The organism is Aeromonas sp. SER (assembly GCF_038739615.1).
Classification (GTDB): domain Bacteria; phylum Pseudomonadota; class Gammaproteobacteria; order Enterobacterales; family Aeromonadaceae; genus Aeromonas; species Aeromonas jandaei.
The window spans coordinates 53401-66467 of sequence record NZ_JBCGFC010000005.1; the positions used below are offsets into that span (position 1 = coordinate 53401).

General features: G+C 62.6%; 13 protein-coding genes. 4 read left to right on the plus strand and 9 right to left on the minus strand.

The genetic code is table 11. The features are described 5' to 3' along the window. Positions 1–45 precede the first annotated feature (45 nt). Positions 46–1119 carry an alanine racemase gene (gene alr, locus AAHA41_RS09325; protein ID WP_185228398.1) on the plus strand — a complete coding sequence of 358 codons (1074 nt, stop codon included), beginning with the start codon at positions 46–48 and terminating at the stop codon, positions 1117–1119. Beyond that, positions 1119–1538, plus strand: coding sequence for a secondary thiamine-phosphate synthase enzyme YjbQ (locus AAHA41_RS09330; protein ID WP_104016703.1), 420 nt, complete (start codon positions 1119–1121; stop codon positions 1536–1538). The genes alr and AAHA41_RS09330 overlap by 1 nt, the downstream gene beginning before the upstream one ends. 120 nt (positions 1539–1658) lie before the next feature. On the opposite strand, the gene pepE is transcribed toward AAHA41_RS09330, so the two are convergent. The 8 genes from pepE to AAHA41_RS09370 all read right to left on the minus strand — a co-directional run bounded on the left by pepE (position 1659) and on the right by AAHA41_RS09370 (position 11340). Beyond that, positions 1659–2396 carry a dipeptidase PepE gene (gene pepE, locus AAHA41_RS09335; RefSeq protein WP_104016704.1) on the minus strand — a complete coding sequence of 246 codons (738 nt, stop codon included), beginning with the start codon at positions 2394–2396 and terminating at the stop codon, positions 1659–1661. A 213-nt stretch (positions 2397–2609) separates the two neighbouring features. Beyond that, positions 2610–4418 (minus strand): carbon starvation protein A, encoded by a 1809-nt coding sequence (locus tag AAHA41_RS09340; RefSeq protein ID WP_323069007.1) that lies wholly within the window; start codon positions 4416–4418, stop codon positions 2610–2612. 212 nt (positions 4419–4630) lie between these two features. After that, on the minus strand, positions 4631–5368 hold the full coding sequence (gene btsR / locus AAHA41_RS09345; protein ID WP_043850340.1) for a two-component system response regulator BtsR: 738 nt from the start codon (positions 5366–5368) through the stop codon (positions 4631–4633). Then, positions 5362–7056, minus strand: a complete 1695-nt coding sequence (locus AAHA41_RS09350; protein WP_323069005.1) for a sensor histidine kinase — start codon at positions 7054–7056, stop codon at positions 5362–5364. Before AAHA41_RS09350 ends, btsR begins: the two co-directional genes overlap by 7 nt. Before the next feature lie 246 nt (positions 7057–7302). Beyond that, complete coding sequence (locus AAHA41_RS09355; protein ID WP_323069004.1) at positions 7303–8568, minus strand: endonuclease/exonuclease/phosphatase family protein; 1266 nt, start codon at positions 8566–8568, stop codon at positions 7303–7305. Positions 8569–8648: 80 nt separating this feature from the next. Next, positions 8649–9449 carry a heme ABC transporter ATP-binding protein gene (locus tag AAHA41_RS09360; RefSeq protein WP_323069002.1) on the minus strand — a complete coding sequence of 267 codons (801 nt, stop codon included), beginning with the start codon at positions 9447–9449 and terminating at the stop codon, positions 8649–8651. A gap of 11 nt (positions 9450–9460) precedes the next feature. Beyond that, on the minus strand, positions 9461–10492 hold the full coding sequence (locus tag AAHA41_RS09365; RefSeq protein ID WP_323069001.1) for an iron ABC transporter permease: 1032 nt from the start codon (positions 10490–10492) through the stop codon (positions 9461–9463). Next, positions 10489–11340, minus strand: coding sequence for a helical backbone metal receptor (locus AAHA41_RS09370; RefSeq protein ID WP_323069000.1), 852 nt, complete (start codon positions 11338–11340; stop codon positions 10489–10491). The genes AAHA41_RS09365 and AAHA41_RS09370 overlap by 4 nt, the downstream gene beginning before the upstream one ends. A 168-nt stretch (positions 11341–11508) precedes the next feature. Between AAHA41_RS09370 and hutX the strand changes: the two genes are divergently transcribed. Both hutX and hutZ read left to right on the plus strand, forming a co-directional pair. Then, complete coding sequence (hutX, locus tag AAHA41_RS09375; RefSeq protein WP_033114633.1) at positions 11509–12021, plus strand: heme utilization cystosolic carrier protein HutX; 513 nt, start codon at positions 11509–11511, stop codon at positions 12019–12021. Further along, on the plus strand, positions 12018–12575 hold the full coding sequence (gene hutZ, locus AAHA41_RS09380) for a heme utilization protein HutZ (RefSeq protein ID WP_042030798.1): 558 nt from the start codon (positions 12018–12020) through the stop codon (positions 12573–12575). Before hutX ends, hutZ begins: the two co-directional genes overlap by 4 nt. A gap of 77 nt (positions 12576–12652) precedes the next feature. On the opposite strand, the gene AAHA41_RS09385 is transcribed toward hutZ, so the two are convergent. Beyond that, positions 12653–13036, minus strand: coding sequence for a hypothetical protein (locus AAHA41_RS09385; protein WP_323068998.1), 384 nt, complete (start codon positions 13034–13036; stop codon positions 12653–12655). Positions 13037–13067 lie beyond the last annotated feature (31 nt).

The window sequence follows — 13067 nt, forward strand, 5'->3', positions numbered from 1 at the left end:
TGCCCGATGAGGGGGGGACCATTTGTGCCCTCGTAAGGGAAAACCATGAAAGCGGCTACTGCCCAAATCAACACTGCGGCCTTGCGCCACAACCTCGCCGTGGTCAAGCGCCACGCTCCCGCTTGCAAGATCATCGCTGTGGTCAAGGCCAACGCCTATGGCCACGGACTGCTGCCGGTCGCCCGCACTCTGGTGGATGCGGATGCCTATGCGGTGGCCCGGATCGAAGAGGCGCTGATGCTGCGCTCCTGTGCCGTGGTCAAACCCATTGTGCTGCTGGAGGGCTTCTTCTCCGCCGACGATCTGCCGGTGCTGGCGGCCAACAATCTGCAGACGGCGGTTCACACCTGGGAGCAGCTCGAAGCGCTGGAGCAGGCCGAGCTGCCAGCCCCCGTGGTGGCCTGGCTCAAGCTCGACACCGGCATGCACCGGCTCGGGGTGCGGGCCGACGAGATGCCCGCTTTTATCGAGCGCCTCGGCAAGTGCAAGAACGTGGTGCAGCCGTTCAACATCATGACCCACTTCAGCCGTTCCGATGAGCTGGAGCAGCCCACCACCCGCGAGCAGATCGACTTGTTCAGCAAGTTGACCGCGCCGCTCCTGGGCGAACGGGCCATGGCCAACTCGGCGGGCATTCTGGCCTGGCCGGACTCCCACTGCGACTGGGTGCGCCCCGGTGTCATCCTCTATGGTGTGTCGCCCTTCCCCAACACGGTGGCGGCCGATTACGACCTGCAGCCGGTGATGACCTTGAAGACCCAGCTGATTGCGGTGCGGGATCACAAGGCGGGCGAGCCGGTGGGTTATGGCGCCAACTGGGTGGCGGATCGCGATACCCGCCTTGGGGTGATCGCCATTGGCTATGGTGACGGCTATCCGCGCATGGCGCCCAACGGCACATCCGTGCTGGTCAACGGCCGCATTGTGCCGCTGGTGGGGCGTGTCTCCATGGATATGAGCACCGTCGATCTGGGCCCGGGCGCGACCGACAAGCCCGGCGACGAAGCGGTGCTGTGGGGCGAGGGGTTGCCGGTGGAGCGGGTGGCCGACGAGATTGGCACCATCCCCTACGAACTCATCACCAAACTCACCTCCCGCGTCTTTATGGAGTACGTCTGATGTGGCAGCAGTGCCTGCTGACGTTGAAGCCCCGTTCGCGGGGCTTTCATCTGGTGACGGACGAGCTGGTGGCCAAGTTGCCGATGCTGGCGGATTACCGGATTGGCATGGCGCACCTGCTGCTGCAACACACCTCTGCCTCGCTCACCCTCAACGAGAATTGCGATCCGAGCGTGCGCAGCGATATGGAGGCCCATCTGCACCGGCTGGCGCCGGAGGATGCCCCCTACTATCGCCACACCTGTGAGGGGCCGGATGACATGCCCGCCCACATCAAATCCTCCCTGCTTGGGGTGAGCCTGCAACTGCCGATCCGCGATGGTCAGTTGGCGCTCGGCACCTGGCAGGGGATCTGGCTTGGCGAACATCGCGTCGATGGTGGTGCCCGCAAGGTGCTGGTGACCCTGCAGGGTGAGTAGTCAGGCTGCAATCAGCTGCAAGATGACGATAAAAAAGAGGGATGGCATTGAGCCATCCCTCTTTTGTTTTTACGGTTTCGCGAGCTATCCGCTGGCAAGTGGCATGGCGCTCTGCGTGGCTCAGCCGACCTTGAAGGGGGTCAGCTCGGCCAGCGGGGCTGCGTCCATAAAGGATTGCGGCTCCTGACCGTGTTTGAAGATCTTGAAGTCCTGCTCGCGTGCGCTCCAGTACTCCAGACGCTCGCTGCCGTTTTCTCCGGTGATTTGCAGCAGGCTCGCTTCACGCAGGGCCACCACGTGCTCGCTCGGGTTGATGGCGCAGAACTCGGCCAGACGCTCGTCGCGGGTCTCGCCCATGTGGCCGCTGATGCTGGCGTCCAGATAGTGCGGGTTGATCTGCAGCGGGAACAGGCCCAGCGCCGGCAGCACGGCGGCGCTGCAAACCGGCATGTCGTTGGTGGTGCGTATGCTCGGGGTCGCCACGTTGCAACCGGCGCTCCAGCCCACATAGGGGACGCCCCGCTCGCGCACGGCACGCTGGATCGGCACGATCAGACCGTTTTCATGCAGCATCTGGTTGAGGCGCCAGGTGTTGCCGCCGCTGATAAAGATGGCGTCCGCCTGATTGATGGCATCAACCGGATCATCGAAGTGGTGGATGCTGATGGCATCGACTCCCAGACTCTCCTGCAGCTCGTTGGCACGGGCATCCCAGTCGCTGCGGATCACCGCGTAGGGGATCAGCAGGATGCGCTTGACCTGTTTGCGCGCGAGCAGGCTTTGAACCCGATCCCGGGCCCAGCCGAGCAGACCCGGAAATTCGTTGGCTTTACCGTTGCTAAGCAGAAGCAGTTCCATCAAATCGTTCCTCAAAAAGTGAAAGCGGAGGAGAGGCCACCCCGGTTTGCCGTCGGACAGCAGGGTGACAGGAGCGGGCATACTACCACTTTCGGATAGACGGTTCTGTGATCAGGGGGCTCATTAATGAGTTGTCCCTTAATGAGTCCGCATGAAAATCACCACATAAACAGAGGCCCCGCTTGTGCGGGGCCTTGGTCATGGTCGGGATGATCAGGAGGCGGTTGCCTCGACCACCTTGTAGGAGGGCTGCTGGCGCAGCTTCCACAGCTCGCTCCACTTGCGCAGGGCAGAGAGCAGGATCAGCATCCCCAGCACCAGCATGATGAGGGAGATGATGCCGTTCATTGGGTTGTAGCCCTTGGCGGCTGAGTTGAAGTAGACGTTGCTCATCATCCAGTAGGCGGCGTAGTTGACGGTGACGAACAGGTAGGCCAGCGGGATCAGGCAGGTCAGCATGTAGCGGCGCTTGCTGGCCAGTCGCAAGATGATGGTGGCACCGATGATGAGGCCCACCGAGGCCATCAGCTGGTTCGATACCCCGAACAGCGCCCACACCGAGCCGATATCACCGGACATCAGCAGGTAACCCCACATCACGCAGGCGAGCACGCTGGCCCCGATGGCGCCAGGCATCCAGTCGATGCGTTTGAGGGGCGGGTAGAACTCGCCGAAGAAGTCCTGAATGAGGTAGCGGGAGACCCGGGTGCCGGAGTCGACGGCGGTCAGGATAAACACCGCTTCGAACATCACCACGAACTGGAAGAAGTAGGAGGCGAGGTTACTGAACCAGGGCACCTTGGTGAAGATGTAGGACATGCCCACCGCCAGGGTGACGGCGCCGCCGGTGCGACCGTTCAGATCCATGCCGATCTCCTGGGAGAGGAACGGCAGATCCACCACCTGCATCCCCAGTTTGGCGAAAGCTTCCGGGGTGGCGTTGATGGCGAAGTAGTCAGCCGGGTGCAGGGCAGTGGCGGCGATCAGCGCCATTACGCCCACCACGCACTCGGCCAGCATGGCACCGAAGGCGACCGGCAGGATGTCGTTCCACTTGTCCACCAGTTTCGGGGTGGTGCCGGAACCGATAAAGGCGTGGAAGCCGGAGATGGCGCCACAGGCGATGGTAATGGAGATAAAGGGCCAGACCGGGCCGCCCAGTACCGGGCCGCCGCCGTGGACGAACTGGGTCATGGCGGGGAACTGGATCTCCGGGTTGATGCAGATAACGCCGATCACCAGCGCGCCGAACACGCCGATCTTCATAAAGCTGGAGATGTAGCCGCGCGGGGTGAGCAGCAGCCAGACCGGTAGCGCGGTGGCGAAGAAGGCGTAGATGGGCAGCGCCAGACTGATGGTCTCGGCACGCAGGGTCAGCCAGGCACCGAAGGCGCTCTCCTGCACGTAGGGGCCGAAGAAGACGCAGGCCAGCACGGCGATGAAGCCCACCCAGGAGGCGGCTTGCAGGTTGCCGGTCAGCTTGTGCCAGATCCCCACCACCATGGAGATGGGGATGGTCATGAACACCGCGAACACGCCCCAGGCGTTACGCTCCAGCGCGTGCACCACCACCATGGAGAGACCCGCCATGGTGATGGTGATGATGAAGAGCATCGCAAGGCCGGTACACCAGCCCGCGATGGGGCCGAGTTCGGCTTTGGCCACCTCGGAGAGAGACTTGCCCTGATGTTTCATGGAGGCGAACAGCACGACTGTGTCGTGCACCGCGCCGCCGATGACGCAGCCGATCAGCAGCCAGAGAAAGCTCGGCAGGTAGCCGTACTGGGCGGCCAGTACCGGACCGACCAGCGGACCGGCGGCGGCGATGGCCGCGAAGTGCTGGCCGAAGTTGAGCCACTTGTTGGTCGGCACATAGTTCTTGCCATCTTCCAGCTGGTGGGAGGGGGTGACCAGTTTGTCGTCAGCCTGCAGCACCTTGCGCACAAAGAACACGCCGTAGAGGCGATATGCAATGGCGAGGATGCAGAGGGCCGCAATGACAAAAGTGATTGCGTGTTGCATGGGGGAGTTTCCTTTTCCTGTGGCCAATCTGGCCGGGCTCAGGCTGCACTTTACTCAGGCGACAGGGAAAGGGGAGCGCAGAAAAGGTCAGTGGCAGAGGGCCGCCTGCGAGTGGCAGAAAAGCGGCCCCGAGCGGTTTGAGGGATGAGCCGGCGGGCGTAGCAAGCAGGTGAGTGGTAGCTGGAGCAGGTACGGGATGAGTGGCCGCCCCCTCAGGGGATCTCCAACAGCTCCTTGAGGGGCTTGAGGTAGCGGCGACTCACCGGCACCTTGTGACCCCCCTGAGTCACCACCTCCGCCAGCCCGCCGTCGAGCAGCAGGATTTCGCGGATCTGGCCCGGGTTGAGCAGGTACTGGCGGTGACAGCGCACGAAGCCGGTCTTCTCCTCCAGGGTGCGCAGGGTCAGCTCGGTGGTGCCCTGCTGCTGGCCGCTGATCACCCGGTTACCGGTGAGATCGCTGTGGATGAACTCCACCTCGCCAAGAGGCAGCAGCAGAATCCGGTTGTGGCCGCTACAGGGGATGCTGCGCAGGGGCTGGGCGATGCGGGTCGGATCCGGCAGCGGTTGGCCAGCTAATTCACCTTTGGGCGAAAGCAACCGCTGGATGCGCTCCAGCGCCTTGTTCATCCGCTCTGCCGTGACCGGTTTGAGCAGGTAGTCGAGGGCGTTCTCCTCAAACGCGCGCAGGGCAAACTCGTCGTAGGCGGTGATGAAGACGATGTGGGGGCGCAAGTCCGGGTCCAGCATGCTCACCAGCTCCAGCCCGTTGATGCGCGGCATCTGGATGTCGAGAAACAGCAGGTCGGGTTTGAGGCGATGGATGGCGGGCAGCGCCTCCATGGCGTGGGCGCACTCTCCCAGCAGGCGGATATTGCCCGCCTGCTCCAGCAGCAGGCGCAGCTCCTCGCGGGCGAGGGGTTCATCGTCAACGATCAGGGCGGTCAGCATGGGCTCTCCTGCAGGGGAAGGGTGATCCTCACCCGGGTTGATTGATGGGGGACGCAGTCGATGGCGACCCCGTACTCGGCGCCGTAACGGGCCTTGATGCGCCGATCCACTATATTCATGCCAAGGCCGCACCCCTCCTGTTTCGTCTGATAGAGCCCGGCGTTGTCGCACACCTCCAGCACCACTCGCTGCGCTTCAACCCGGGCAGTCAGGGTCAGCAGGCCGGGTTCAAACATCTGGGAGATGCCGTGCTTGACCGCGTTCTCGACGATGGGTTGCAGGGAGAAGGTGGGCAGCCGGTACTCCAGCAGCGGCTCGGGAATCTGGATCTGTACGCTCAGGTGCTCGGCGAAGCGGGCCTGTTCGATGTGCAGGTAGGCGTTCACATGCTCCAGCTCGTCGGCCAGGGTCACCTCGTCCCCTTGGCGCTTGAGGTTCTTGCGAAAGAAGGTGGAGAGGTTGTGCACCAGGGTGCGGGCGCTTTCGGGATCTCGCCGTATCACCGCCGACAGGGTGTTGAGGGCGTTGAACAGGAAGTGCGGGTTGATCTGCGCCTGCAACAGCTTGATCTCCGACTGGGCCAGCAGCCGCTTCTGCTCGTTGTATTTGCCCGCCAGGATCTGGCCGGAGAGCAGCCGGGCGATCCCCTCTCCCAGGGTGCGGTTGATGGAGGAGAAGAATTTGCGCTTGGGCTCGTAGAGCTTGATGGTACCCACTACCGAGCCCTCTTCCCCCCGCAGCGGAATGACCAGCGAGGAGCCGAGCCGGCACTGGGGATGCAGGTTGCAGCTGTAGGGGATAAGGTTGCCGTCGGCATAGACCACCTCGTTGTGCTGGATCGCCTTGAAAGTGTGGGCCGAGTTGATGGCGGTGCCCGGCAGGTGGTGATCCTCACCGATGCCGATAAAGGCGAGCAGTTTCTCTCGATCGGTGATGGCCACCGCGCCGACTCCGGTCTCCTCGTAGAGGATGCGCGCCATCTGCTGGCACGCATCCTGAGTGAACCCCTTGTCCAGCACCCGCATCGCCCGCTCGGCGATCTTGAGGGCGCGGGCAGAGAAGGCAACCGAGTACTTCTCCAGCATGGCGCGGTGATCGAGGATCATCCGCATGAACATGGCGGCCCCCAGGGTATTGGCCACCAGCATGGGGGCGATGATGTTCTCGATAAGGTGGATGGCATCATCGAGGGGGCGGGCCACCAACAGGATGATCCCCATCTGCATCAGCTCGGCGACGAGGGCCACCGAGCCCACCACCCAGGGGCTGAACAGCAGGTCGAGCCGGTGGCGGGCGACGAAGTGGCGGTGCACCAGCCCGCCGAGCAGCCCCTCGGCGATGGTGGAGAAGGTACAGGCCAGCGCAGTGAAGCCCCCCAGCGAGTAGCGATGAATGCCGCCGGTGAGCCCTACCAGCAGTCCCACCACCGGGCCGCCGACTATGCCCCCCAGCACGGCGCCAATGGCGCGGGTATTGGCGATAGAGTCCTCGACCCTGAGGCCAAAGTAGGTGCCCATGACGCAGAAGCCGGAGAAGATGAGGTAGCAGAGGAGCTTGTGGGGCCAGCTCAGGGTCACCTGAGTGAGCGGCATGAACAGTGGCGTCTTGGAGAGCAGCCAGGCGATCACCAGATAGACGCAGAGCTGCTGGAACAGCGAGATCACCAGAGTGAATTGTTCAAACGCCACGGCTCGTTGCCCCGGTAATGGTTGGTCATTTAATGGACGCGGAGTATTAGCAAACCCCATACCCCCTTGCAAGGCAGGGGTATCGGAATGGTGGCGTAGCGCACGATTTGCCGAATCGTCTGCCGCCGTGGCGATCGGTAACTGTCTGGTTACTCAGCATGGAGTCTGAGCTAGCGGCAGACGCGGCAATATGGCGAAAACAAAAAGGGGGCCAGAGGGCCCCCGAATTGACGGTCAGTGGGTAGCTCAATCGAGTTTCAGATCGACCCAGACCATACGGTGATCCGAACTGACTCCCTTGGCGATGCCGAGTTTCGCATCATAGACCAGGTGGTAACCCGCCTCGAAGCTGGCTGGCCAGTAGACACCGCTCTTGACCGCGTTGAGGTTGGCGGAGGGGATAACGTGATCCAGCTGCAGCACGCTGGTGTTGGTGATCCGCTCCGGGTTGGGACGATTCAGATTGCGTTTGCAGTCGGTCCCCTTGCTGACACACTCCGGGCCCCCTTCGCTGACCGGGATCAGGGTGCCATTGGTGATGGCCTGATTCATCAGCGGGTTGTTCAGCAGATCCTGAATGGCGCTCAGGTCACCGTCACCGGTTTGCGGATCGGCGTTGAGATCGCCGGCGATGACGAACTTGGCATTTTTGGCCAGTCCACCCTTGGTGCCCTTGTCATCGGCCATGTAGTTGAGCCCTTTGACGTAGTCGTTCCAGAAGGCGATCTCGGCGCGGTTGTGCTTGACGGTGTGACGCGCTGCGTTGGCAAAGATGGGTGGGGTCGGGTGGGAGATGAGGAAGTGAATGACCTCTTCTCCATTTTCTGTCTTGATCCGCACCGGCACGTCAGCGTGGTTCTTGGAAGAGAGCGGGTACTTCTGCCACACCTCATCGGAATACCAGGCATCGCCGCACTGGCGGCTGGCCGGGATCTTGGCATTGGGGTTGTTGCAGTCATCGATGACGGGGTTCTTCTCGCCCGGCATATCCTTCCACTTGAAGTTCTGGAAGGTGCGGATCTGCTTGGTGTCGATGGGGTATTTGGACATCACCGCAAAGGCGTACTGGCCGTGGTAGTTGCCAAAGCCCCAGGCATCATCGGGGCCGTTGTTGACCTTGCCGTCCAGGTTGAGGTCGTAGCCACTCATCAGACCGGTATTGGTGGCGAAGTTTTGCAGCACCGGATAGCTGATGGCCGTCACTTCGCTGTGCTGGGCGTGGGCCAGATAGTTATCGTTGAAGGCTTTCAGGTCGGCGGTGTTCTCGCCTTTGCCATCGTTGTCGAATTCGTTGAGCAGGAACACATCCGGGCGGGTGCGCTGGATGATCTCCGCCACGTTGCGGATCTGCTGCACGTTCAGGGCCTTGGTCTTCTCGGCGCCGCTCAGATTGCCGTCAGCGAGGCGGGCCAGCAACTCATCCTGCGCGGAGCGAGTCAGCGCCAGTTCACCAGAGAGCATGCCGGCGGCAGTGCGGTCAAAGGCAACATTAAACGTGGCAAAGCGAATCATGTGGGCACCTGCATTGGTTAACAGGTTGCCATTATAGGGGCGTGGTTTCCCTTTCTGGCATATCCCCTCGGAAAAAGCAGCTACACCACCATCGGCAGGCCGCTTTCTGGATGGTGGAGCACCTGAGCCGGATAGCCGTAGAGGCGGGAGATAAGCTCGGGGGTGAGCACTTCGCCCGGTGTGCCATCGGCCATCAGTTTGCCCCGCTCCAGCATCACCAGCCGGTCGGCATAGCGCGCCGCCAGATTGAGATCGTGCAGTACCACCAGCACGGCGGTGTTGCGGCTGGCCAGCGCCCGGGCCATGGCGAGCAGCTGGTGCTGATATTTCAGATCGAGGGCCGAAGTGGGCTCATCGAGCAGCAGCAGCCGTGGTTGTTCCGATTGCTCGGCTGAATCAGGGGTTTGCCAGATCTGGGCCAGTACCCGGGCAAACTGCACCCGCTGCCGCTCGCCGCCGGAGAGGCCCGGATAGAGCCGCTTGGCCAGATGTTCTACCCCCGCATGGGCCATGGCGGCGGCCACTATCTCCTCCTTGCGGCGAGCGGGTTCGCTGTGGGGCAGGCGTCCCATGGCCACCACTTCCTCGCAGAGAAAGGGGAAGTTGAGCGACGAGCTCTGTGGCAGCACCCCGAGCCGGTGGGCCAGCTGGCTGCTATCCCACAGCTGACGCTCCCGGCCAAACAGGGTGATGGTGCCTTCATGGGGCAGCTCACCGGTCAGGCATTTGAGCAGGGTGCTCTTGCCCGCCCCGTTGGGGCCGAGCAGGGCGGTCAGGGTGCCGCTGTGCAGAGTGAGATCGAGCCCATCCAGGATCTGGCGCTGGCCACGGCGCAGGCTCAGTCGGGAGCAGGTCAGCAGGGGGGAGGCAAATCGTTCCATAGCAATCCGTATTAGAGCGCGCGGCGGCTCTTGATCAGCAGCCAGATGAAAAAGGGTGCACCGAGCAGGGCAGTAATGATGCCGACCGGCAGTTCGGCCGGGGCCAGCAGGGTGCGCGCCAGCATGTCGGCTCCCAGCAGCAGGGCTGCTCCCATCAGGGCGGAGAGGGGAAGCAGTCTGACATGGTTGGGGCCGGCCAGCAGGCGCACCAGATGGGGCACCACCAACCCGACGAAGCCGATCATCCCCGATAGCGCCACCGCCACGCCGACACCGGCGGCGGTGAGCAGAATCAGGCGGCGCTTGAGCGCCTGCACATCGATCCCCAGATGGCGAGCTTCCCCTTCGCCAAGCAGCAGGGCGTTGAGGGGATTGGCATTACGCATAAAGAGCCACAGCAGGGTAGCCAGCGTAAGCAGCGCCAGCATCATGTCGGCAGGTTTGCCGGCGGCCAGGGTGCCCATCTGCCAGAGGCTGAGATCCCGCAGCATCTGATCGTCGGCAAGATAGCTGAGCAGGCCGATCACCGCGCCCGAGAGCGCTGTGATGGCGACCCCGGCCAGCAGCATGACGGTCACCGAGGTGCCGCCTTCGCGGGTTCCGAGCAGATAGACCAGAGTGGTGGTCAGCGCACCGCCGAGAAAGGCGAGCAGCGGCAATAGCCCGACGCCGAGCAGCTGTTGCAGCGATTGACCGAGGGGGGCCAGCAGCACGATGGCCAAGGCTGCTCCGAGTGCCGCGCCGCCGGAGACCCCTATGATGCCGGGGTCAGCAAGGGGGTTGCGAAACAGCCCCTGCATCACGGCGCCACAGAGCCCGAGGATCCCGCCGACCGCGATGCAGAGCAGGGTACGAGGGAGCCTAATCTCCTGCACGATCAAAAGCTTGTGAGCCGCAATTCCGCTCCCCTGTCCGGCATAGAGCGCGCGCAGGCTCTCGCTCAGGGTGAGTGCCATCGGCCCGGTTGCCAGTGAACCGAGCAACAACAGGGCGAGGGCGGCCGTGGTGAGGGCCAGCAGCCAGGGGAGTGGCAAGCGCATCATGACCCCTGTTTGAGCCACTGGGCGATCTGGTTCGCCTGCTGCAGGGAGTTGAGGCTCAGACCCCCTTGCAGAGCGTGACCGTCGATGGCGTGAATGGCGTTGCGCTTGCCGGCCGGGGTGGCGGCCAGTGCGGGTACTTCGGCCAGCACCTTGGCCGGGTCGGCGTAGCGCTGCCAGTCGCGGCCGCTGACCAGCACCAGATCGGGTTGCATCTCGATAAGGGATTCGGCGGAGACGGGTTTGTAGTTGCGCAGCGTGGCTGCGGTATTGGTGCCGCCAGCCAGCGTAAGCATGGCGCCGGCGGTGGTGTCGCCCCCGGCAATGCTCACCGGTTGCCCCTTGTGCAGCAGTAAAAAGGCAACCTTGAGCGGCTTGTTCTGTTTGGCTTGTGCCGCCAGCTGCTCGGTCTGGCTCTGGATCTGCTGTTTGAGCTGCTCGCCCGCGGCCTGGTCATCCAGCAGGCTGGCCAGGGTATCGATACGCTCATTGAGGTTGGCCAGAGTCGGTGCCGTTTCCAGCACTTCTACCTTGACCCCGGCACGGCGCAGCTGATCGAGGGTTGGCGCAGGCCCCATCTCGTCGCTGCCGACCACCAGAGTCGGTGCCAGACTGAGGATCCCTTCGGCTGCCAGTGCGCGCTGATAGCCTACTTTGGGCAACCCTGTTGGCAAGGGACTGCTGACATCGGTCGCGACGAGGCGATCGTCGCCACCGAGCGCCAGAATAAGTTCAGTGGTGGCCGGGCCAATACTGACGATGCGGGTATTGGGCGCTTCGGCAGCATGAGTGAACAGGGGGAGCAGAGAGCTGCTCAGCAGGGTGAGTGCGAGGGCAAGAGGACGGCCCATGCTAACCTCCGACAAATAGGGTGAAACGGGTATGCCGCCGAGAATATCAAGGGTTTGAATAAAATGCACTGAGAATGATAGCAATTATCAATTGCATTGATTCTAGTGCTTTATTAGAGTAGCCGCCATGATAAACAGCGAGGCGGGTGCCTCGCCGAGGGAGAAACGATGAGCATTGCACAACGCATTCAGGAGATGCTGGAGCAGGATCCCAGCGCTCACCCTTCAACCATTGCAACCCAGCTGGCCGTCAGCGAGTGGGAGGTGGTTCGTCAGCTGCCCGCGGAGCTGGTGACCCTGTTGCCAGCCGATCGCGCACAAGCTCTGCTGGACGATCTGGCCGACTGGGGCCCGGTAACCACCATCGTCGAGTCTGAAGGTTCCATCTTTGAAGTGAAGGCACCGTTCCCGAAGGGTAAAGATGCGCGTGGCTACTACAACCTGATGGGCCGCGACGGTGAGCTGCACGGTCACCTCAAGCTCGACAACGTGGCGGGGATTGCGCTGGTCAGCAAGCTGTTCATGGGCAAGGAGGGGCACTCCTTCCAGTTCTTCGGCCACTCCGGCCGCTGCATCTTCAAGGTCTATCTCGGCCGCGACGAGAAGCGCCAGCTGCTGGCCGATCAGGTCACCCGTTTTATGGCCCTGCGCCACCCGTCTCAAGAGGAAGTAAAAGCATGAGTGAACGTCAGGAGCGTCTGCAGAACCGTCTGCAACCGGAGATCCGCGAGTTTCGCGACAGCTGCCGTACCCTGCAGCTCGCCACCGTCGACAGCGAAGGCAATCCCAACGCCAGCTATGCGCCGTTCGTGCTGCAGGAAGATGGCTACTATGTGCTGATCTCCGAGATCGCCCGCCATGCCCGCAATCTGCAACAGGTGCCCCGGGTATCCCTGATGCTGATCGAGGATGAGAGTGGTGCCCGCGAGCTGTTTGCCCGCAAGCGTCTGACCTTTGATGCGGTGGCCGAAATCGTTGCCCGTGACGACGCTCGCTGGAGCAAGGCCGTGGCGGCGCTGGAGGGGCGTTTTGGCGAGATCATCAAGGGGCTCTCCAACCTCAAGGATTTCAAACTGTTCCGCCTCAAGCCGGAGCAGGGGCTGTTCGTCAAGGGCTTCGGCCAGGCGTTTGCGGTCTCCGGTGACGAGCTGGTGGACTTCGTCCATCTGGTGGAAGGGCACAAGCGCATCGACAACGGTGCCGAGCTCACCAGCCCGGCCGATGCGCCGGTCTGACGACACGACATCAGCCACAACAAAACGGGCAGCCAATTGGCTGCCCGTTTTTTATTGCGTTATCTCGTCCGGATTGCTTAATCCTGCCAGGAGGCCTTGTTGGGGAAGGTGCTGCGATCGGCAGTGGTTGCCGTCTCATTACACTCACCCCGTACCTTCCAGGAGGTCTGGCTCAGCACTATGTACCCTTCCCTGCAGTACTTTTTGCTGGCGAGGGTCTGGGTCAGCAGGTTCTCCTGCAATGCTTCCCGCTGCTCCAGCAGGCGCTGGCTCTGGGCGGCAGAGAGGCCGCGCGGCAGGGTATCGTTGGGCGCGGCTTCAAAGGTGAAGCGCTTGCTCCCCTCCTCGTTGATATGGGTCAGGAAGAGGGGCTCGGGCCCGTCATACTTCTGGCCAGGCAAGCTGGAGCAGGCCGACAGCAGGGGAAAGAGCAGCAACAGGGTGGCGGGCAACAGGCGCACGGCAAAACTCCGGTGAGAAACAAAGCGAGGG